This is a genomic window from Parvularcula bermudensis HTCC2503 (genome assembly GCF_000152825.2).
Taxonomy (GTDB): Bacteria; Pseudomonadota; Alphaproteobacteria; order Caulobacterales; family Parvularculaceae; genus Parvularcula; species Parvularcula bermudensis.
Genome location: NC_014414.1, coordinates 642253 through 663316 on the forward strand (window position 1 = coordinate 642253; position 21064 = coordinate 663316).

Annotated in this window: 22 protein-coding genes; 1 reads left to right on the forward strand and 21 read right to left on the reverse strand. The window is 60.6% G+C overall.

Annotated elements, in window-relative coordinates:
* Positions 1 to 68 precede the first annotated feature (68 nt).
* The 15 genes from PB2503_RS03080 to PB2503_RS03155 all read right to left on the reverse strand — a co-directional run bounded on the left by PB2503_RS03080 (position 69) and on the right by PB2503_RS03155 (position 14403).
* Positions 69 to 605 (reverse strand): helix-turn-helix domain-containing protein, encoded by a 537-nt coding sequence (locus PB2503_RS03080; RefSeq protein ID WP_013299757.1) that lies wholly within the window; start codon positions 603 to 605, stop codon positions 69 to 71.
* Between the two features lie 267 nt (positions 606 to 872).
* Complete coding sequence (locus PB2503_RS03085; protein ID WP_013299758.1) at positions 873 to 1943, reverse strand: hypothetical protein; 1071 nt, start codon at positions 1941 to 1943, stop codon at positions 873 to 875.
* Between the two features lie 405 nt (positions 1944 to 2348).
* Positions 2349 to 2666: a DUF736 domain-containing protein gene (locus PB2503_RS03095; RefSeq protein WP_013299760.1), complete on the reverse strand. Its 318-nt coding sequence runs from the start codon at positions 2664 to 2666 to the stop codon at positions 2349 to 2351.
* A gap of 17 nt (positions 2667 to 2683) precedes the next feature.
* Positions 2684 to 2929, reverse strand: coding sequence for a DUF2274 domain-containing protein (locus PB2503_RS03100; protein ID WP_013299761.1), 246 nt, complete (start codon positions 2927 to 2929; stop codon positions 2684 to 2686).
* Positions 2930 to 2933: 4 nt separating this feature from the next.
* The gene (locus PB2503_RS03105) at positions 2934 to 4148 is read right to left on the reverse strand and encodes a TraB/TrbI/VirB10 family type IV secretion system protein (protein WP_013299762.1); all 1215 of its coding nucleotides are present in this window, start codon (positions 4146 to 4148) and stop codon (positions 2934 to 2936) included.
* Entirely contained in the window at positions 4145 to 5143 is a 999-nt protein-coding gene (gene trbG, locus PB2503_RS03110) for a P-type conjugative transfer protein TrbG (protein WP_013299763.1), read from the reverse strand. The genes PB2503_RS03105 and trbG overlap by 4 nt, the downstream gene beginning before the upstream one ends.
* Entirely contained in the window at positions 5140 to 5838 is a 699-nt protein-coding gene (gene trbF / locus PB2503_RS03115) for a conjugal transfer protein TrbF (RefSeq protein WP_013299764.1), read from the reverse strand. Before trbF ends, trbG begins: the two co-directional genes overlap by 4 nt.
* 3 nt (positions 5839 to 5841) lie before the next feature.
* On the reverse strand, positions 5842 to 7179 hold the full coding sequence (gene trbL, locus PB2503_RS03120) for a P-type conjugative transfer protein TrbL (protein WP_013299765.1): 1338 nt from the start codon (positions 7177 to 7179) through the stop codon (positions 5842 to 5844).
* 12 nt (positions 7180 to 7191) lie between these two features.
* On the reverse strand, positions 7192 to 7911 hold the full coding sequence (gene trbJ / locus PB2503_RS03125) for a P-type conjugative transfer protein TrbJ (RefSeq protein ID WP_013299766.1): 720 nt from the start codon (positions 7909 to 7911) through the stop codon (positions 7192 to 7194).
* Positions 7896 to 10334, reverse strand: a complete 2439-nt coding sequence (trbE, locus tag PB2503_RS03130) for a conjugal transfer protein TrbE (RefSeq protein WP_013299767.1) — start codon at positions 10332 to 10334, stop codon at positions 7896 to 7898. The genes trbJ and trbE overlap by 16 nt, the downstream gene beginning before the upstream one ends.
* Complete coding sequence (locus PB2503_RS03135) at positions 10331 to 10582, reverse strand: VirB3 family type IV secretion system protein (RefSeq protein WP_013299768.1); 252 nt, start codon at positions 10580 to 10582, stop codon at positions 10331 to 10333. The genes trbE and PB2503_RS03135 overlap by 4 nt, the downstream gene beginning before the upstream one ends.
* Positions 10582 to 10899 carry a TrbC/VirB2 family type IV secretion system protein gene (locus PB2503_RS03140; protein ID WP_013299769.1) on the reverse strand — a complete coding sequence of 106 codons (318 nt, stop codon included), beginning with the start codon at positions 10897 to 10899 and terminating at the stop codon, positions 10582 to 10584. Before PB2503_RS03140 ends, PB2503_RS03135 begins: the two co-directional genes overlap by 1 nt.
* The gene (gene trbB, locus PB2503_RS03145; RefSeq protein ID WP_013299770.1) at positions 10896 to 11894 is read right to left on the reverse strand and encodes a P-type conjugative transfer ATPase TrbB; all 999 of its coding nucleotides are present in this window, start codon (positions 11892 to 11894) and stop codon (positions 10896 to 10898) included. Before trbB ends, PB2503_RS03140 begins: the two co-directional genes overlap by 4 nt.
* Positions 11881 to 12372 carry a hypothetical protein gene (locus PB2503_RS03150; RefSeq protein WP_013299771.1) on the reverse strand — a complete coding sequence of 164 codons (492 nt, stop codon included), beginning with the start codon at positions 12370 to 12372 and terminating at the stop codon, positions 11881 to 11883. Before PB2503_RS03150 ends, trbB begins: the two co-directional genes overlap by 14 nt.
* Before the next feature lie 3 nt (positions 12373 to 12375).
* On the reverse strand, positions 12376 to 14403 hold the full coding sequence (locus tag PB2503_RS03155) for a conjugal transfer protein TraG (protein WP_041534869.1): 2028 nt from the start codon (positions 14401 to 14403) through the stop codon (positions 12376 to 12378).
* A gap of 556 nt (positions 14404 to 14959) precedes the next feature.
* Here PB2503_RS03155 and PB2503_RS03160 point away from each other — a divergent pair.
* Complete coding sequence (locus tag PB2503_RS03160) at positions 14960 to 16045, forward strand: ATP-binding protein (RefSeq protein WP_202944404.1); 1086 nt, start codon at positions 14960 to 14962, stop codon at positions 16043 to 16045.
* A gap of 31 nt (positions 16046 to 16076) precedes the next feature.
* Here PB2503_RS03160 and PB2503_RS03165 read toward each other — a convergent pair whose 3' ends face one another.
* From PB2503_RS03165 to PB2503_RS03190, 6 genes are all read right to left on the reverse strand, one after another.
* Positions 16077 to 17993, reverse strand: a complete 1917-nt coding sequence (locus tag PB2503_RS03165; RefSeq protein ID WP_013299774.1) for a DUF3363 domain-containing protein — start codon at positions 17991 to 17993, stop codon at positions 16077 to 16079.
* Between the two features lie 181 nt (positions 17994 to 18174).
* A complete protein-coding gene (locus PB2503_RS03170; RefSeq protein WP_013299775.1) occupies positions 18175 to 18738 on the reverse strand; it encodes a S26 family signal peptidase in 564 nt (187 codons plus the stop codon).
* Positions 18723 to 19178, reverse strand: a complete 456-nt coding sequence (locus PB2503_RS03175) for a DUF2840 domain-containing protein (RefSeq protein ID WP_013299776.1) — start codon at positions 19176 to 19178, stop codon at positions 18723 to 18725. The genes PB2503_RS03170 and PB2503_RS03175 overlap by 16 nt, the downstream gene beginning before the upstream one ends.
* A complete protein-coding gene (locus PB2503_RS03180; RefSeq protein WP_013299777.1) occupies positions 19165 to 19419 on the reverse strand; it encodes a helix-turn-helix domain-containing protein in 255 nt (84 codons plus the stop codon). The genes PB2503_RS03175 and PB2503_RS03180 overlap by 14 nt, the downstream gene beginning before the upstream one ends.
* Before the next feature lie 138 nt (positions 19420 to 19557).
* A complete protein-coding gene (locus tag PB2503_RS03185) occupies positions 19558 to 20409 on the reverse strand; it encodes a DNA -binding domain-containing protein (protein ID WP_013299778.1) in 852 nt (283 codons plus the stop codon).
* A 131-nt stretch (positions 20410 to 20540) separates the two neighbouring features.
* On the reverse strand, positions 20541 to 20879 hold the full coding sequence (locus PB2503_RS03190; protein ID WP_013299779.1) for a DUF736 domain-containing protein: 339 nt from the start codon (positions 20877 to 20879) through the stop codon (positions 20541 to 20543).
* Positions 20880 to 21064 lie beyond the last annotated feature (185 nt).

The following is a 21064-nucleotide window of genomic DNA, read 5'->3' on the forward strand; positions in this document are numbered from 1 at the left end:
TAAGCCCCGGACCCGCCTCTGCTTCGCATGCGCCCGGGGCGAAGCTTTTTTAGGTCCTCTTTTTCCCATCATGCCGTTTTCTTGATCCCGGCCGCGCGGCGATGCGCCCGGCGGCGCACGGCCTTCCGGGTTTCCCTCGCTTTCTCGTCGGCTTCACGAAATTCCGGTTCGAGCTTTTTCAGCTTCGCCACCAGACCGGAGAGATCGTAAATATTGCTCAGCTTGCCGCCGTGCCCTGCATGATGCCGCTCAATCCGCGTCACCAAACCGGCCTGTTCGAGATCCGCGATGTAACGCTGCAATTGCCGCTTTGATAGCCCGAGTCGTTCCGAAAGCGTCTCTTTACTTGGATAAGGCTTACGCGCGTCATCCCACCAGAAATCGCAGAGCTGCATGAGAACCGCGAGCTGGGTCGGGTTCAGTCCGAGACGGTTCTGCGCCCGCAATAGCAGGGACGGCACGATGCAGAAGCCGAGATCCATGACCGGCTTGCCCCATTTGCGTTCCGATGCTTTCGAGGCTTTCGCCGGGCGAAGCTGGACGACTTTGCCGTCCCCTTCATTGTCATTTTCTGCGTCCGCCGCAGAGCTTGTCTTCATACTCATTGTCGATTACTCCAAGTTCGCTGTTGAAGCCCATATTCGCTTGAATTTGCGGAGTTTCAAGATTGATGCCGTAGTCAAATATGACATCGGGGCCTGGTCAGCAACGACAAGGGCGCCCAGGTCGGGAATGTCCACTAAAGTAGGACCATTCACGCAGCACTCCGGGTAGTCAGATAAACGAGCATGTATAACCCCTGGTCGGATCTGACCGTGGGGGTCGCTGAAAAAACTTCATTTTGTCTGTAATGACGCCAACGCGGACGCGCGTCAGGCGATCATCCAGATGAATGTCGTGCCGTCCAAACGCAGCGGTATGTCGCGAGGCGGCGCAGTTTTCGTCTCCGCCTTCCGAAAGGCGGGGCCGGCGAGGGCGGCGCGCTGTCCGGCGGGAACGCGTTCCAAAAGATCGCTCACCGAATCCAGCACCGCCCGTCCGAGCGACGTCGCCACCTCGGCGGCGTATTCCTTCTTCGCCCGTTCCGCGACGCGCCGTCGAAGCGTCTGACCAGCAAGGCCCGGATCGGCCCGGGCCACGTCGACAGCGGCGGACACTATGGCGACGCCAACCGAGAGAAGATCGTTCCGGCGCGCCAGGAAGGGAATGACCGCCTTTTCCTGCGCTTCGTCGTTAAAAGGCGAGAGCAGCATCAACAGCTCACGGACATCTCCCTCCCAGACCCCCGCATTCAAAAAATCGCCTTCTTCTGAAAACGACTTCCAGAGGTCATCGCCCAAGGCTGTTTCTCCGGACTCGTAGCGTGGGTGGCCGACGAGCAGCGGCTTCACCTGGTCCCAGGCCGACATCGGCAAATGAAAAGTGCTGATCGGCGATGTGCCAAGCCAGTGATCGCTGGGCAAGAAGAGCCCGAATTCCGTTTCACCGCCCGTATAGTGATCCCAGAAGCCGACATAGACCACCGAACTGAGGTCCTGCTCGAATATCGCATCCACCGTTGCAAGGCCGAGCCCGGCAATGTCTTGCAACGCGGCGACAGCGCCTGAAAGCGTTTCCATGCATCGACGCCATTTCAGCTCCGTGTCCGGATCATGTTTGGACGTGTTGTAAAGCTCGCGCAGATGATGAAGGGCCTCCAGTGTCGTCGATTGCGCGCCAAGGGGCGCGAGATCGTCGATGAGCGTGTTCAGGGTCGTTCTCCGGCTCGCGCCCGGAAAAACGACAGCTTTCAGGAAATACTCGATCCGGGACGTAAAAGGCTCGATGAGCCCCGATAGGTCAGATCGTGTGAACGTCTCCTGCGCCAAAGCCTTCACGCCTTTCAAGACTGCCTCAGCGTCCTGGATGATCGCGTCTCCCCGCGTCTGCATCTTTACGGTCATTGTCTCACGCCTCTATTTCCGACACCCCACGCATGAAGATTTAACGGAATTCTCTTGCCGTCTGGATGAATAGTTTATTTCGTTTTTTGATGGCGTTTAGTCTCTCATAGAAATTCATGGACACTTTGATTTAATACTCCCAGCAAAAAATAGAGGCACCTGAATACGCGCAATCACTGAGACAGTATATCGACATTTTGGATCTGATATTGTTCGCGATTCAACCGAGACTTTACACGAGCGGATCTCGACCTGCGTTGTTCCAATTCCCTTTCCAGCCGCTCGAAGACTGGCCAATAGACGTCTCCATATCTGTCGATCAATCGTGCGACGACATTCAGGCCGTCTTCGATCTCCTCTTCAGATATGGTGCGACGCGAAGGCATGATTGGCCGTCTCGATTGACTAACTCGCTGTCGGTCGCGGACGCGACCAGACGAGATCCGCCTTGCCGTCCTGCTCGAACAGGGCCGCCCAGATCGGTTCGACAAAGCTTGGATCGTCCAGAAAGACTTTTAGATAGGGGCGCGGGCTCTGGCCTTCGGACATCTTCCGATGCGCAAAGCCGAGGTCGCATTGTCCGGTCTTCACAAAGAAGTCCGGGGAGTTTTCATTCTTCTTGTTGCCGTTCGGAACGATGCGAACCTTGCGCGCCATGCTCAAGGTCGAGATGGTGCCTTCATATCCTTCGTGGGTGAGACGAAACTGACCGATGGTCGCCATGAGTGTGTACTCCTCTGCTACTTTGATGAGTTGGGATGAGGGCCGCGCGCCTTGCGGGCTTTCTTGAAACCACTGTCGCTCGCAAGGAACGCTTCGAGCATGGACGGTATCAGCGCCGCCACGGATGCTTTTTCCTTGTACGTCTCTTCGTAAATCTGCGCGTACAGCTCCAGATCCGCGTTGACGTCAGGATCGACGGCAATGGTCAGCTTGACGGGCGTCGTGTCGGGCAAGGGTCCGATCTTGAGAGTGGTGGCGCTCATACGTTCAATCTCCGTAGGGCTTCAATACGATGTCTTTGTTGACGATCACGCGCAGCCGGTAGCCGGGCCGCACCGTGATTGTTGGTTGGACGTTCAATTGCTTGGTGATGATTTGCAGGCCCGCCTGATTGATCGTGCGCTGGCCGCCGTCGCGGAGGGCTTCGAGAATTTCGTCGTCATTGCTGTCGCGGCCGAGTTCGGCACTGACGGAAAGAACCGATGACAGGATGGCGGCCTGGAATAGGCGCCATGTGTGATAGTCGACCCGGTCTTCGAGGCCGGCGTAACCCGCCATGTCGACGCCCGGCAGATTGTCGATCACGATGGAAGAGCCGTCCGGCATGATGATGCGCGACCAGACGACGAGCGCGCGTGACTGGCCATAGGCGATGACGCTGTCATACCGGCCTATCAGTCGCGAGCCTTGGGGGATGAGCAGGTGTGCGCCCGTCGGCGTGTCGTAAACATTCTCCGTGACCTGCGCGATGACCTGACCGGGAAGATCGGAGTTGAGCCCCGTCACCAGGCTAGCGGGAATGATCGTTCCGGCCATGACCTGATAGGGCGAGATCGGCGCTTGCAGGCGATGCGGGTTGTAGATCCCGTCATCGGCCTCGGCGCCGAGAAAGCCTTCCTTGCGCTGCTGGAAATTCGGATCGGGCGCGTCGGCGAATCCCGTCGAAGCTGTCCTGTCCTCGACGCCCGGACTGATGACGGACGCAAGCTGGTCCAGCCTTGTGGGCGCGCCGCCGTCGCTTGCGGCCAAAACCCGTTCGCCCTGTGCGCTGTTGTTGATGAAGAAGAGGTCAGACGTCCGCGCGTCATCTGCGGCGCTGGGGCTCCCGCTTGCTGGTCCCGTGCTCGCCACGCGCGCCGGTTGGTATCTGAAGGGGTTTTCCGGCGCGTCTTCGATCCGCGGCGCGCCGATCATGGCGGCGCCAAGATCACCCGGCAGCGGTGGGCCAAGCCTTGACGGCATGTCGCCATAACTTTCAGGCAAGGACGCAAAGGCGTCGGGCATGGGTTTGTGCCGCGTATTGTAGAGTTCCGTGTGCGCCTCTTGCGCGCGATTCGGCGTGCGCAACGCCATGGCGGCGGCGCCAAGGATCAGGAGGGCGGCGACCGACGACACCCCGATCAGCACACGCTTGTTAAAGCGCTTGACCGGCCGGGGCTTGGCGCGGATCGCCAGGCTGTCGTCTTGTTCAACCGCGCTCATAGACCCGCCATCCAATTTCTGGGAGCGGCGGTGCGTTCGATCCGAACCACCTCCTGATCGTCTTCACCGAGGCGCAGTTCGGCGACCGCAAACAGGCGGTCGACTATGTAGTAGGCGCCATTGATCCTGTAATTGACGAGTTGGCTGTCGCCATTGCGCCCGACGACGAAGAGCGGCGGCGCTTCGCCCTGATCGAGACGGGACGGAAACTGAATATAGACTTTCCGGCCGTCATCGAAAGCGCGCAATGGACGCCAGTGGGGTTCGTCACCTTTGATCTCATAACGGAAATTGATGCGATCAAGGCTGAGGCCGCGATCAATGACAGTGCGCCCCTGCGCCTGCCGGCGGGCGGCGTCGCCGCGCGCCGTGACCAGTTCTTCATGCGGATAACGCCAGGACACCGCCGCCATATAGGTTTCGCGGTAGGACGTCATTTCGATGTGGTAGGTTCGTTTGGAGGTCGTGATGATGAGGTTGGTCTTGAGACCGGAGGCGATTGGCTTCACCAGAATGTGCGTCTGACTGGCGTCGCCAGAGCCTGAGACCGTATCGCCCAGGACCCAGCGCACGGTGTCGCCGGCGGAAACCGACATCAGCTCCTCGCCGGGTTGGAGCGCTATGTCTGTCACCTGCTCCGGGGCAGTGTAGACCTGATAGAGCGCGCCAATCGTATAGGGATAAATCTGGATGGCGTTGATGAAGCTTGTCGCGTCGGGTTCAACGGCGGCGCTCCGGTTCGCCTCGTCGATGGCTTCATAGGGTTTCAACTCCGGGACCGCCGCTATTGGCGATTCCGTCAGCGGTTTAAGTTGTCCGGCCATCGCGAGCGGCTCGATCCTCTCGATGATGAGGGGTTCCCCGTTCGGATCGTCCGCCAGATAGACAGCCTCCATGAACTCGGCGTCATCGAGAACGAAGTTGTCGTGGGGATTGGTGGAAGCGCAGGCGCCCAATGAGACGAGCGCGCCGATTATTACGAGAGTGCGGATCATTGATGGCCTCCTTGAGCGAGATCTTTTGACCAGTTGATGCCGTGGACGTAGAGCCCGAGCGGATTGCGATGAAGGGTTTCTTCGTCACGAGGCGGATCGAAGACGATAGCGAGAACGCCGGTATAAGTCGCCGATGACACCTGAACGCCCGACCGAAATGTCGTTTCGCGCCAGCGCAGATCGAAACTGTCTTGAGAAGACCGCACGATGCTTTGGATTTCGACAGACACTGAGCGTTTGCCGACCTCGGCGAATGGATCGTTCTCGCGGGCGTAATCATTCAGGGTGAGCGCCGCCTGATCGGTCGTGAAGGCGTAGGCTTTCAACCAGTTCTCGCGCACAACGATTGGGTCGATCGACACCGACCGGACCTGTTTGACAAATTCCGCAAGTTGGTACGCGATCTGAGCGTCGGTCGGCTTATAGTCGGCGACTGCCGATTGAACGGTGCGGACGCGGCCGTCTGTTTCGAGTTCGACGACATATGGCGTGATGATGCTTTGCGTGGACCGCCAGATGAATGCGGCTGACATGACGAAGGCGAGCGCCAAAGCGACAAGCGCGGTCAGGCGCCAGTTTTCCGCCTGCACGCGCGCCGATCCGATCCGGTCGTCCCAGACCTGTGCGGCGCGCTGGTAAGGCGTGACGGCTTCCGGCGTGGTTCCATATTTTTGCTGTTGTCTTTTCCAGAACATCGATCAGTCCTCATCCTGTTTGAGACGCGGACCGTCGCCCGACCCGCCCCCAGAACCGTTATTGGCGCCGTCACGCAAGGCCGATGCGGCTGCGAGGCTTGCGTCTCTCTGCAATTGCTGACGTTGAACCTGCCTCGCCCAATTCGGCGCTCCGCCCGTGGCGGCCGGGGCGGCGGCGACGTCACCCAGCGTTCCGCCTGTGGCGCTGAAAGCTGTGCGGCCTCCGCTTTCGAAGCTCCGCTTCACAGGCGCAACGGCCCGCGACGCTGCCGAGCGAGCGCCGCTTGCGAAACTCCTCGCGCCAGCCTCCGCCATCGCGCCGACGCCGGCGGCGGTTGCACGCCATCCGTTTGCGCCGGAAGCGGCCTTGCCGAGGGAAAAGGAAGTCGCGGCGCCGCCGCTAAGAGATGCGCCCGCTTTGATGGCGCCGCCTGTTGCTGCTGCGCCTGCGCGCAATGCGCCGCCCGCGAGCGCGCCTCCGGCGATAGCGCCCGCTCCAACGCCTGCGGCGGTTCCGACGACGGCGCCGGCGCCGAGTTGCGGGGCGCCGGAAACAAGGCCGGCGGCGATGCCAGGACCGAAGATTCCAAGCGCGACGAGGGCGAGCGACGCCAGAATGACGGTGGCGGCGTCTTCCAGGGTCACGTCTCCGGGCGTGATTTCCGCCGTGACAGATCCGAAGAGAGTGGAGCCGATGCCGACAATCACCGCCAGCACCATGAGTTTGATGCCGGATGAGATGACATTCCCGAGAACGCGCTCAGCCAGGAACGAGGTCTTGTTCCAAAGTGCAAAGGGAATGAGGACGAAGCCAGCAAGCGTCGTCAGCTTGAACTCGATCACCGTGACGAAAAGCTGGATCGCCAGAAAGAAGAACGCGAAGAGCGTGATGAGCCAGGCGAGAAACAGAATGGCGATGGTGACGAAGTTGACGAAGAAACCGACCGGGCCTGTCAGATCGCCGATCTCTTCAAGCAAGGGGTGCCCGGCGGTGAAGCCGGTATCGGCGACGAAACCGGGGCGCAGCAGATCGGCGGCCGTGATGGTCGAGCCGGACGCATTCAGACCGAGCTGCGCGAAGCTCTCGAAGATGACATTGGCGAGAAAGGCGAAATTGTTGAGGATGAGGGCGAAGAAGCCGACATAGAGAACCTTCTTGACGAAGGTTCCGATGATGTTGTTTTCCGGCCCCATCGCCCAGAAGACCCCGGCGAGGACGACATCGATGCCGATCAGGAACGCCGTCAGATAGGCGACGTCGGGACCAAGCAACCCGAAACCTGAATCGATATAGGTCGAAAAGGTCGCCAGAAACCGATCGATGATGCCGAGGTCTTCCATCGCTTTCCCCTGTCAGCGCGTGTAGGCGCTGGCTCCCCCAACAAAACGGGCGAGCTTTTCGCGGCCCTCTCGCTCGATCTGAAGATCGCGGGCGCGCGCCAGCGCGTCGGCGCGATATTGCGCTGCCATCATTTCCTGCATCTGCATGGTCTGTTTGACGCCGAGCGCGGCGATCTGATTACCGGTCTGCGAAACCGAAAGATTACCTTCAGCCATCGCCGTTTCCGCCAGCATTGCGTCGAGGGATGACGTGTCCGCCTTAAGCGTTTGAACGATCTGGGACTGAACCAGGAGCGTGTCGTTAAACGCCGAACGGGCGGACACCCATTGCATTTCCGCAGCGGTCGCCATCTGTGTGCGCGACCATGTGGAATAGTCTTCGGGGAAGTTTTCCTGAAAGAGCCGGTCGGTTTCGCTGACGACGTAGGAGATCGATCGCGCCCGGTCCATCAGAACCGAAATCTCGTTGAGGAGCCGATTTATCTCCACCTGCGGATTGTATCCGGTACGAACGAGATTGGTCGCCTGGTTGATGAGCATGTCAGCCTCGTTCTGAAGCTGCTTCACCTGATTGTTGATCTGCTCCAGCGTGTTCGCTGCTGTTAGGATGTTCTGAGCGAGATTGGAGGGATCGATCACGATGTCTCCGATCCCGAAAATAGCGTGGGCGGGTGGCGCAATGGTCATTGGCGCGGCCGCCAGTAAGAGAGCGGCAATTATTCTGCGGCGCATGGAACATCTCCTTGTGTTGCGGGGGTGGCGGTTATGAGGTCAGCCGCCCAGGCCAGGTCGCGGGCGTGCAGCCAGTGGACGGCGAATTCTTTCGGGTGTGCGCCCTCAACGTCATCAATTAGCTTGTGATCCGCTTTGGATGACGCGGCGCAGAAGGCGAGACTGACGGGTCCAAGATCGAGATCGAACAGACGGTTTCCCGAGCGCGACTGGAAATAATAGTCCTGCCGCGGACTCGCCCCCGCGATGATTTCGATCTGACGGTCGTTCAATCCGAACGCGCGATAGGTGTCCTGCTGCTGGGGTTCGAGCGCACGGTCATTCGGCAGGAAGATGCGCGAGGGGCAGCTCTCGATAATCGCAGGCGCGATGGTGCTGCCGGAGATGTCCGATAAGGACTGCGTTGCGAAAATGACCGAGACATTCCGTTTCCGGAGCACTTTGAGCCATTCGCGAATGCGCTCGGAGAAGAGCGGGTTGTCGAGAAACACCCAGGCTTCATCCAGAATGAGCAAGGTCGGCCTGCCGTCGAAGCGTGCCTCCAGCCGATGAAAGAGGTAGGTCAGCACAGGCGGCACGAGCGAGGGCCGGTGCATCAGCTCCTCCATCTCGAAGCATTGCCAATCGTTTTGCCCGAGTGTTTCGTCATCGGCGTCGAGCAAGGCGCCATGGGCGCCCGCGAGCGTGTATGGCGCAAGCGCCTGTTTGAGCCGGTTGGATTGCAGAAGCACCGACAGGCCGGTCATCGTCCGCTCTGCTTTCGGCGCCGCGCTCAACGAGGTCAGCGCCGTCCAGACGGCGTCTTTGACATCGGGATCGATGGCGACGCCTTCATGGGCGAGAAGGCCGGAGATCCATTCGAGCGCCCAAGACCGCTCTGCATCTGCATCGATACGGGCGAGCGGCTGAAAACAAAGCCCCCTGTCTTCACCGAGCGCGTAATGTTCGCCTCCCATGCCGGCGGTGATGGCGCGGGCCGATCCGCCTTTGTCAAACAAGAAGACTTGAGCCCCGGCGTAGCGCCGGAACTGAGCTGCAATCAACGCGAGCAGCACCGACTTGCCGGCGCCCGTCGGACCGACAACCAGCATGTGTCCGACATCGTTCTGGTGGGGCACGAGCCGGAATGGGGTGTTCGAGTTCGCGGTTGCGTAGAGAAGCGGCGGGCCGTTCAAATGAGCATTCTCGACAGGGCCTGCCCATACGGCCGAAAGCGGCATCATATGAACGAGATTAAGCGTGTGGATGATCGGCTGACGCACATTCGCGTAGGCGTGACCGGGCAAGCCGCCGAGCCATGCGTCGACGGCGTTGACCGTTTCGTTCATCGCAACGAAACCCCGTCCGTTGATGATCCGCTCCACCTCACGGATCATCTCGTCGGCGGAGGCCGCGTCCTCATCCATGACCGCGACCGATGTCGTCACATAGCCATAGCTGACATGATCCTCTCCGAGCGCCTGAAGCGCCGCATCGGCGTCTGCCGCCTTATTGTCCGCATCCGGATCGACGAGTGCAGAAGCTTCATTCGTCATGACCTCTTTGATGATGGCCGAAAGAGATTTTCGTTTGGCGAACCACTGACGCCGGTATCGGCCGAGAACCTTTGTCGCCTCCGATTTGTCCATCGGCAGGAAACGGGTCATCCAGCGATACGGAAAGCCGAGGCGATTCAGATCGTCGAAAAGGCCCGGCTCGGTTGCGTTCGGGAAGCCCTGCAGGGAGAGGACGCGCAGATGGTCGCCGCCGAGCATCGGTTCCAAGCCGCCAACAAGATCGACGCCTCCCAAAATTGCATCGAGATAGGCGGGCGTTTCAGGAGCGCAAACCGGATGGCGTTTGGAAGATAGGCTCGACTGGAGGTAAGTCAGCGTCTCGTCGTCTGTCAGAAAACGCGCTTCGGGCACCACAGAGGCGATAAGATCGAGACTGCGGTCGGTTTCAGCGATGAACCGGGCGAGATGATCGAAAGCGGCGAGCCCGGCTTCTTCCGCCGGTTTTTCAACAAACGCATCCTCGATGCGATTGACGCTGTCGGCAGGCGGCAGAAAGGCAAAGGTCAGCGTGTAGCGGCTTTCGAACAGAGCGCCGGCTTCGGTGAAGCGTCCCCTGCGCTCCTCGTCGATCAACCAGCCCACTGGATCGCGCCACTGGCTTTCCGGATAGTCCGTCGCCGCTTCGCGAGCCGCTTCGAAGTAGAGCGCCCAACCGGAACCGAAACGCTTCAAGGCGTTGTTGATGCGTGAACAGACAGAAACGAGGCTCGCCGCTGTCGCGCTCTCCAGATCCGGCCCGCGAAACATCGCTGAGCGCTGGAAGCTCCCATCCTTGTTCAGGACGACGCCAGGCGCAATCAGACAGGCCCAGGGCAGAAAGTCTGCAAGCCTCTTATTTGACTGCCGATATTCTTTGAGATTCATCATGCGAGATACCCCTCATGGCGGATGTGGCGCAGAACCACGTCCATGAATTTCGGGTCCCGTTTCGCCATGAAGACGCAGGCGCCATGTGCGATGATCCAGTAGAGGATGCCGGTGCCCCATACCTGAAGCCCCAGGCCCAGCGCGGCCGCGATCGTGCCGTTGAGGATGGCGGCGTTGCGGGGCGCGCCGCCCATCAGGATCGGCTCGGTCAAGGAGCGGTGCACGGGTATGGCGAAACCTTCGGTCATCAGATCGTCGCGCCGCCGCCGAACGAGAAGAAGGACAGGAAGAAGCTCGTCGCTGTGAACGCGATGGAGAGCCCGAACACGATCTGGATGAGTTTGCGGAAGCCGCCGCCCGTATCGCCGAAGGCCAGCGTCAGGCCGGTGATGATGATGGCGAGCGTGCCGACGATCTTGGCCACCGGCCCCTCGATCGACTGGAGGATGGAATCGAGGGGCGCTTCCCAGGGCATGCCGGACCCGGCCGCATGGGCGGGACCAACAAGGACGATGAGACCGAACGTAATTGCGAGCGCGCGGCAGGTGTGTTTCGTCAGGGTCATGATGAGCTTCCTTTCAGTTTGACGATTTGGCTGACGGGTGAGGAAAATGGCTCCAGGCGGTAGTCGCCGGCCTCGCGGCCAAGCACCCGGCTGATTGTCCGTATCCGGCGTTCCGGTCCGCGCCCTGCGATGAACACGATGAGATCGATGGCTTCGGCGATCAGGGCGTGCGGAGTCTGCGCCGTCACTTCCGACACAAGCTGTTCAAGCCGTTGGAGACCGCCGCCAGCGGAGTTGGCGTGAATGGTGGCGATTCCACCCGGATGGCCCGTGTTCCAGGCTTTGAGCATGTCGAGGGCTTCGCCGCCGCGAACTTCGCCGACGATAATCCGGTCGGGTCGCAGCCGAAGCGTCGAGCGAACGAGATCGGCCATGGCGACAGCGCCGGCCTGAGTCCGCAGATTGACCTTGTCCCTGGCCTCGCATTGCAGCTCGCGCGTGTCTTCGAGGATCACCACGCGATCGCCGCTCAATGCGACCTCTGCAAGCAAGGCGTTTGCGAGGGTGGTTTTGCCCGACCCTGTGCCGCCGACAATCAGGATGTTCATGGCGTCTCGGACGGCGGCCCTGAGCGCGTCGGCGTCTTCTGCACTTGTCACGCCAGTCTCGACATAATCGTCGAGCGTGAAGACGCGGGCGGCGGGCTTCCGAATGGAAAAGCACGGCGCCGTGGTCACTGGCGGGATGACGCCCTCAAAGCGTTCTCCCCCGCCCGGCAGCTCGGCGCTGACAATGGGGTGGAGCCTGTCCACTTCCTGACCAATATGACTGCCGACGACGCGAATGACCCGTTCGGCTTCCGCAGCGGGCATGACGGTCCCGGTCTCCATGCGGCCGTCGCCATGGGCGTCGATCCAGATCTTGCCATCGGGATTGACCATCACTTCAACAATGGCGGGATCATCCAGCGCCTCGACGACAGCCGGTCCCATGGCGGTTTTCAGCATGGTCTCGGTTCGAAGGTAGGTTTGGGAGCGCGCGTCAGGTATCGGCATGCTCCCGCTCCGGCGCCGGATCGTGCAGGCGCATCAATTCGTCCTTGGTGAAGAAGGCGCTCTCGTCGGACATGACATCCTGGAGCGCGGCGAAGATGACGGTTTCGCCGTCCGCGAGGACGGTTTGCAGGCTCTCAATGAAGCGCTCGAAGCGCGCAGCGCCTTGCGCCTGGGCTGCGCGCTTGTCTGCATCCGGCACGGGGGGAATGACGGTCAGGAAATAGCGAACGAACAGTGCGAAGGCTTCGGCGGTTATGACCTGACTGCGATTGAGGCTTTCGGCCTGCCGGGTCATGCGGTCCAGACGCCGGATCAGCGCGGCGTCCCGTTTGACTTCGTGTTCGCCCATGAAAAACGCGGTGAGGGCGTCGTTGACGATCTGGGATTCATTCGATCCCGGGCGTTTCGCCAGCGCCTTCAATCGCGCGTGATTGATGGGGTCGATATAGGACCAGATGCGGGGTTTGGTGGAGGGCATCGTTCAAAAATCCATCAGGTCAATCTTGGGGGTTCCCTTGTCGACGCCGTAAGCACGGCGCGCGGTGTCGGTCGCACGGGCGAGGTCCGCCGCGCGTTTGATCGCAACCTCATCGCTATCGCTGACAGGCGTATCGCTGCGATCCTGTTCGGCGGCGTCGATGTCCGGTTGCGCAGGCGCGTCGATTTCCGGCTTGAGGTCCTTGCCGCCATCATCCGCATCATGACCGTTCCCGAATGAGGACCGGACGAGGCGTTCATCGACCGCGCGGCGCCGGGTTCCCCAGTCTTCTGTGCGAGATGGCGGCCGGTCCGCATAAGGCGTTCCGCGATCGCTGGTCGACGCCGGAGAACCTACGCGGCCAGTGAAATTGGCGTCCTCGAAATACCTGAGTTTCTTTGCGCGGATTGGCGGCAGGCCGGAAACAAGCACGACCTCGTCATCGGCAGGAAGCTGCATCACTTCGCCGGGGGTCAAGAGCTGGCGCGCCGTCTCCTGCCGCGAAACCATGACATGGGCGAGCCAGGGCGCCAGACGGTGTCCGGCATAGTTGCGCATGGCGCGCATCTCGGTCTTGGTGCCGAGGGCGTCGGATATTCTCTTCGCCGTGCGCTCGTCATTGGTCGCGAAGGCGACACGGACATGGCAATTGTCGAGGATCGAGTTGTTCGGCCCATAGGCTTTTTCGATTTGATTGAGAGACTGGGCGATCAGAAATGCGCGCAAGCCGTAACCCGCCATGAAGGCCAAGGCGCTCTCGAAGAAGTCGAGCCGGCCGAGCGCAGGAAACTCGTCGAGCATCAACAAGACTTGTCGCCGGCGATCGCCATCGATCTGGCCGTCCAGTTTCTCGGTCAACCGGCGGCCGATCTGGTTGAGAATGAGCCGGACGAGCGGCTTGGTGCGTGAAATGTCTGAAGGCGGAACAACGAGGTAAAGCGAGACCGGCTTTTGCGCATCGATCAGGTCCGCGATGCGCCAGTCGCAAGCAGATGTCACCTCCGCCACGGTTGGGTCGCGATAGAGACCTAAGAAGCTCATTGCCGTGGACAGAACGCCGGACCGCTCATTCTCTGACTTATTCAGAAGCTCGCGGGCGGCTTGCGCGACCACGGGATGCGGCCGCGCTTCTCCATCGTCGCCCAAATGGTTCGTGGACATCATGACCCAGAGGGTCTTCTCGAAGGGGCGGTCGGGATCGGACAGAAAGCGCGCGACCTGCGCGAGCGTCTTTTCTTTCTCGGCGTAGAGAACATGCAGGATGGCGCCGACCAACAGAGCGTGGCCGGTCTTCTCCCAATGGGTGCGCCGCTCCAGGGCGCCTTCAGGATCGACCAGAATGTCCGCAATGTTCTGGACGTCGCGAACCTCGTTCGCGCCTTTGCGGACCTCCAGTAGCGGGTTGTATTTGGCGCTGCCGGCGTTGGTCGGATCGAACAGAAGGCAATGAGAAAACTTCGATCGCCACCCTGACGTGAGTTGCCAGTTCTCACCCTTGATGTCGTGAATGACGGCGCTTTGAGTCCAACTCAGTAGGGTTGGAACGACAAGCCCGACGCCCTTGCCGGATCGCGTCGGGGCGAACGCCATGACATGTTCAGGACCGTCATGACGGAGATAGTCGTCATTAAAGCGTCCAAGAAATACGCCGGAAGGCTTGAGCATGCCGGATGTCTGCAAGTCCTTGCGGGCGGCCCAGCGTGACGATCCGTATGTCGTGAGATTCTTGGCCTGCCTTCCGCGCCAGACCGAGCCTATGGCGGCGACGAACGCACCGAGAAATCCGCTGCCGGCTGCAATGGCGCCGCCTCTGGCGAATACGCCGGGCGCGTAAGCGTCGAAGGCGTACCACCATTCAAAGAGGCGCCACGGATAGTAGACGGGGGTCTCGCCAACATAGAACCACGCCGGTCCGAGATAGGCGTCATAGGAAAACTGCGCAGCGACCCATTGCGTTGACAGCCAGACACCGCAAACAATCGTGGCGAGCACGATAATAATCTGTCCAATGAGTATTGATTGCGGTGACACGTAACGTCCTCATGAAATCTGATGAGGACAGCTTCGCGCTTGGAGCAAGGACTCGTCTACTCCGGAAAGAGTATAGAAATTTTCATAGAATCAGGCTGTTGAGAGGGAAATTCGGTTTTGTTCAACGTTGCGCGGCCTATGGTTCGAAAATTTCTAGCTGGCGCGCTACTCCTTCGGCCACCATTCGGAATGGCTAGGGAAATTTGAGGTTTTCGAGCTTTCAGTTAAAGCGGGCAAGCCGACAACTGGCGATTTGCTTTGTGCGGTCGGAATGGTTGCACGATGTCTTTGTGCTTGCCATCCTGTACAGCGCTTTCTGACGGTTGGATCGCCTCTTATAGTGAGTTTAGGGCGCTTGCCGCTAAACTCACCAACCTGACAAATTTCATCTTTTGCCGGACTGGCGCACGCTCACCCTCTAGGCTCACAGCCCAACACGACTCCTCCCTGTAGCCATGTGTAGCCATTCATGGCTATAAGTGGCTACAGGAGGATTCGCATGCCAAAATCTGAATGGCACTACCCGCGGGAGGCATTCGCTCAGCAGATCTATGATTTGCTGATCGATAGCCCCGCCTCTGCGATAAGCATTTTTGGTCCGAGGCGCACCGGGAAAACAGAATTTCTCGAAGATGACCTTGCGCCTCTTGCGCATGGCAAAAAGCACCGCGTCGTCTACGCCAGCATGTGGCAAACGCTCGACGCACCTCTTGCAAGCTTGCTCTACGCCTTCGATACGACGTTGCGCGGCGGGAAGCTCACAGACCGTCTCGCGGCGGCGGCACGTGACTTGGCGCCGAAACTGAAACTCAAACCGCCGGGTTCTGGCGCAGAAATTGAAATCGATGTCGGGGCCTTGCGAGGAAAGCCGCAAGACAATCACCTGTTGTTGCTTGACCAGTATTGCGAGCGACTGGCCAATGACAAGCGGCCAACCTTTCTCCTGTTTGATGAATTCCAGGAGTTGGCGCGCACCGAAATTTCGGCTCCGATCATCGCAGCGCTGCGGACAAGTCTCGATATCCGCCAAAAGGGACTGGTTTCGATCTTTACCGGGTCGTCACAGGACGGGTTAAGAAAAGTGTTCAGCGCCAAGGATGCGCCATTCTATCGGTACGCCACCCAAATGACGCTGCCGACCTTAGATGAAGCGTTCGTCGATCATCAGCTCAAGGTATACAAATCAAAGGCGAAGCGAGCGATCGAACGGACGGAGGCGCTTCGGGTTTTCGACAAGGTCGAACGGAATCCGTTATTCTTCCAGCAGTGGCTCATCGCAATGATGGCGCATGCATCGCTAACGCCGAAAACGGCTTTGACGCATGTCCTCGACGGCTTTGGCGAGCAGTTTGGTTTTGCGGACACATGGAACGATCTCAAACCATTGCAGCGAGCGACCATGCGCCTTCTGGCAGACCACGTGGACCAGATCTATGCCGATGCATCTACGACCAAGTTGGCGCGGATGACTGGGGAAGATGCGCCGACAAGAAGCAAAGTGCTTAGTGCCGTCCGCCGGCTATCGCGCCTTGGCGTTGCGGAAAAGCTTGAAGACCGGTGGAGCTTGAACGATCCGCTGCTGGAAGTGTGGGTGCGCGCGCGACCTGACACCGACTTTATCGAGGCCGGTAGCCAGACGTAGCCATAGATGGCTACAAGGCGCCCTCGCTCAATCATCCAATCCCCCTTCCGCGCGTCAGCGTCCAACTGATTCCGCCGTCCCGGATGAGGCCGCTCACCGACTTGCCGAGATTTCGGTCCATCACGTCCCGCCAAGGAACGAGCGTGAAATCGCGCGTCCGTTCGATGACGGCGTACCTGCCGCTCGGCCGCTCGATCGCCTGCGTGTAGATCCCTCTGACGCGCCCGGCCGCCGGCGCCGGGGCATAGGGTTTGCCAAGCGTTTCGGCGAGAGCGTCGCCGGCGTCCTTTAGGTCATGAGCTTCGAGCCTGTCGAGCACCGACTGAGGAAGGCGGCCATGCTCACGATTGATGAGACCCTGCTGCATCAGAAATTGCCGCCGCGCGATCCGCGCCGCCTCGACCTCGCCAGCGAAGCCGTGAACGGCGCCAGCGTCATCGAAGTCCCGCAAATGCTCATCGAGCCAGGTCGCGCCCATCGCCGACTGCATCTGCGCCAGCCGCAAAGAGGAATGGACTCTGATCTCGACGGGACGCCTTAACGCTGCGGCTTTCTCATAATCGCCTGCGCGGTCCAGATAGTCTTCGGGCACGCGCCAGCTTCCATCCGATGCGCGTGTTGCATGACCCGCACGCCGGAGCGCTTCGAGCCGCCTGATATGGGCGGCCACGAATTCTGGCCGGGCGCTCTTATCGTGCGCCATGTGGAGCGCGCTGGAATAGCGTCCCTCATTGGCGGCGGCGATCTCGGCGATGACATGATCGGCCCGGCGCGGGTCCCGGTTCGGCGGTGCGACGGTAACGATGCGACCTGTCTCAAGAGAGGCAAGCCGATCCTCGCCGCCGACGACGACATGGACAGGCCGGCCCCGATGCCCGTCAACGACGATGAAGGCGCGGTCGTTGACGTCGTCGGCGACGCCCTTGTCGAGAATGACGCCCGTGACAGGCCGCGCCCCCTCGGATGCGGGATCGAAAATCGCGCCAGCATCGAGCGTGCGCGCGACGCCTTTGTCCCGCATGGCCCGGTGCATGGCCTTGATGATGTCGCCGCGCTCGCCCATACGTCGCAGATCCGTTTCGGCATGGTCCACCAATCGCCAGCGTCCCTTTCCCAACGGTTCGGCGAGGGCCATCCCCTGCAATTTCCCAAGACGCATGCGCTCAATCTGTCGGCGCCATCCGTCGCCGGGACGATGCGGCTCGGACAGATCGACGACACTCTCGCGTGCGCGCCGGAACAGGGCCCGGTCGATTTCGGTGAAACGCGCCTGTCCGACCATGCGGGCCATGCGCGCGCGGCCGTCGGTTTCCGGAACGGGTCCGAGTTCAAGCTCGACAAGCGCCTGCGCGCGTTCGCGCAGGCCACGCGAAATGTAATCGCGGGGGATGACGAGATCGTGCCCGTCGTCGCGTTTGCCCGAGACGATGAGATGCGTGTGAGGTTGGCCGGTGTCGTAGTGATCGACCGCGACCCAGTCGAGCCTGGTCCCAAGATCGCGCTCCATCTGCGATGTCAGATCCCGTGTGAACTCGGTGAGGCTGGAAAGCTCGCCCGCATCCTCCGGAGACAGAATGATCCGGAACTGGTGGCGGTCCTCCGCCCCGCGCTCCAGGAACGCCTGTTTGTCGGCGTCCGGGCCATGCCGGTCATAGAGGCGCGAGGGCTCGCCGTCCGGGCCGGTTCCGTCGCGCTCGACATAGTTGAGGTGAAGCTTCTGCGCGAGGCGGCCTTTCGGGTCCATGCGAATGACACGCACCTTGACCAGAACGCGCCGATAAAACTGTGTGCGCGCAGCGCTGCGTTGCGAGCGCCCGCGTCCGCCGCCGCGCCCGAGTTTTCGGGCGCCCTTCGAGACCTTGCGGAAGAAGCCCTCGACCTTGCGTGCGCCTGACGGCGACCGCATGCGGCGGAGGCGCACCTCGAACCTGTCGCCGTCGCCCGTCATGACGCCCACGTCCCATCAGTCGATTTCCGGAGATCACCCCCGAATACGTCAGTCATGACGGGAGCAACCCCGCAATCGGGGGTGCTCCCCACACGAATAATATCACTCCCAAAAATGATGTGCAGACAAGGGATAAGCGCCCAGGGGGCGCCCCTGTCTTTTATCTTGCCTTCCGCGCCCCTCACTGACGTTCGTCCCGCGCCCGGCCGGTTTGCGCGCCGGGCGCACCCGATCGATCCGGTTCCGGACCAACGAAATCGACCGTGCCGAGCACGTTTTTGACCGGGACCGGTCCGAAATACCGGCTGTCAAAAGAGGTCTGCACATCGGCAGAGACGAGAAAAATCTCGTCTGAACGAAGGATAATACAGCCTGTCCAGACCGGCATCTCCCGCCCCGAACCGTCCTGCGCCAGAGCGTATATATCAGGACGGTTCGGGGCGCGGATGACGCCTCCTTCGGAACAGATTTCTTCTCCCGCCACCGCCCAGACAGTCTTGATGAGCGGAATATGGGACGGCAGATAACCCCGTTCATGGGCGAGCAGGCGCGCCTCATCCGGCGCATATGCAGCGACCATCGCGCCGCGTTTGACGGTTCCGTCAGCGTCGATCCTGTACCATCCGACCGGTGCGCTTTCGCTTGGATTATAGAGCACAAGCGGGTTCGGCGGCGCCGCAATTTGCACCACTGCGGCGGCGCACACGATAGCTGCGGCGGTTCCTGCAATCAGACGCGCGGCCATGATGGATTTCTCCCGTCGCTCAATGTGGATGGGCGTGTTTGGAGCGCGTTGTACAGCGCGCGCCAGCGATGCGGCGCCAGGTCTTCAAGGCTTTCGCCCTCCCGCCTGAGCGCGTCGAGGGCGACGAAGGCGCGCTTCACTTTCGTTTTTCCGCGCGCTTCGAGCAGCAGGACGGCCCCCGGCAGCACGCCCGGAATCTTCGTCAGCGACCCCTGCGATGACGTGCGGCACACGAACAATCGCCAGTCCCGCGTGCCGTGTTCTCCGGCCTGCCAGCGCTCATAACCGAAGGTCGCGTCCGGCGCGAACGCTGCGAGTCTTCGCCGCCATCCCCGGCGCACAACGAAGCGCGCCGTCCCGAATACGAGCCGATGATTGAGCCTGTTCTTGCGATACTGAAGGATGACGACGGTGAGGCGACCCTCTTCAGGATCGCGCATCGTCACCGCTCATGTCGCCGTTGGATGCGTTTCGCACGGCCGGATCGGAATCGCGCAGGCGCGACCATCTGTCGAGCGCGTCTCTATGATAAACGACCTTGCCGCCATGCTTACGCCAGTTCGGTCCTTCCTTTCGCCAGCGCATGGCGTTGAGGGTTGACTCTTCAAGCCTGAGATAAGCGGCCGCCTCGGCGGCGGTGAAATACGGACTTTCGACAGGCGGTTTTTTCGCGTGTTCCATGATGTCCCCACTACGCAACAACAGTGTCGGGGCCGATCGAATTCTCGGCTCCTAGAGGAAATCATGACGGATTTTGAGGGGGGCTGAAGCGGCGAATTCGCGACGTTGCGTTTTCGCTGCGAGGATCTTCAATCTGCGTTAAAGGGTCTTTTTGCTGAGAAGGCCCAGATAGCCTTCATTAACCATGAAGCGGGCGCGGGCGACAAGACGTCTTGCCCAATCTTCATAGTAGTGGGACGGCCCGCCCCAGCGTTCTGCCACTTTGTCAGCGCCGTAAATCGCTTCGGCGACATCGCGATGCGACCCGCCTGCATTCACAATATCGATGGCGATAAGCCCCTGTGCGAGACGTGTCGAGTCCCTGCTGCGACCGATCAGAGAAATTTTTCCGCCTGCTGAATGATAGAGCGACAGGAGCTGGCTGGCTGTATCAAGCTTGCGCTGATAGTGCAGGGTCGAATTGATTTTGACCTCGATGGCGCAGCGCTCGCCGATTGACGCCGGGCTATCGCAGACGAGCTGCACCCAGAACCGGCGACCACACAAGGCAATGTGGCGCGCCCCATCTACGGTGTCGAGAATGACGCGCCGCGTTTGAAGTCGGCGAAGTTCGATCTCGTCATGACGTTCGCTGGCGGCATGGCTGTCAGTGTTTCCAAGCCTGATAAGTTGTATGGGCAAGGCGCCAGCGAGCAGGTCCGGCCGCCAGAAAATGTTGGCGTCATCGCAGGATCGTTCCGGGTCTGCGAAACACAAAAGTCCCCATCTCTCGGCGTCTCGCCATCGCCGCCTTTTGCGGATCAATACCGCGCCGGTATTGAGTGGAATGGGTCGTGCGCGCCCTGCAAGGGATGATCGATAATCGCGCGCATAGTCCCTGTTTCGCCTCAGATACTCCCATGCCCAGGCCGCGTAGGGCAGTCGCAAGTGCCTCGCCGGCGGATCGCCGGCGCGGTTCGATTGTATGCCGCTATCCGCCTGCTCATTCATTCGAACTCCTATCCGTCCATGATCGCAAATGGCGGTTAGGATTCGTTAAAATTTTAATTGAAAATTACAAACCAGAGATTGAAACGCGCTGAGATCGACGCGCGGGATGTCACCCGCGCGCCGAATTCTGTTCAGGCGGCATTCCAGAGAAGTGCGAACTCGCCGTCCTGTCCGCCCGAAGCCGGGCCGAGATTGGCGTAAACCCGGCGCGTCGAGATCATCGGATGCGCCAGTGTCAGCGATACATATTCACGTCCCGAGGTCTTTCCGGTGCGGGTCCAGCCGCCGCCAAGTTCCCCGAATTGCGGGCTGAAGATGCGGAAGTCGGGCTGTTTTGAGCCCGGCTCTTTCGCCGCGTTCCGGGCGATCCTGATGCGGGCGTTGACGCCCATCGCGAGGGTGCCTTCGTATTCGCCGTTTTCGGTTTGCGTTACATATCCAAGTGCTTGAGCCATGATTTTCGTCTCCATGTTGTCGCGCCTGTCTCCGGGGCCAATCCCCTTGGCGCGCCCCCATGAAGGCCGGGGCGGCGACGGTCCGAACCGGCTCTGCGGAGCCGGGCGGAACGCATGTGGAGCACCCGAAGCCGCGCGCTTTTTTGGTTCGCGATGAACCCGCGCAGCGGGGAGGAAAAAAGCTCGCGGCGCAGGGTTTC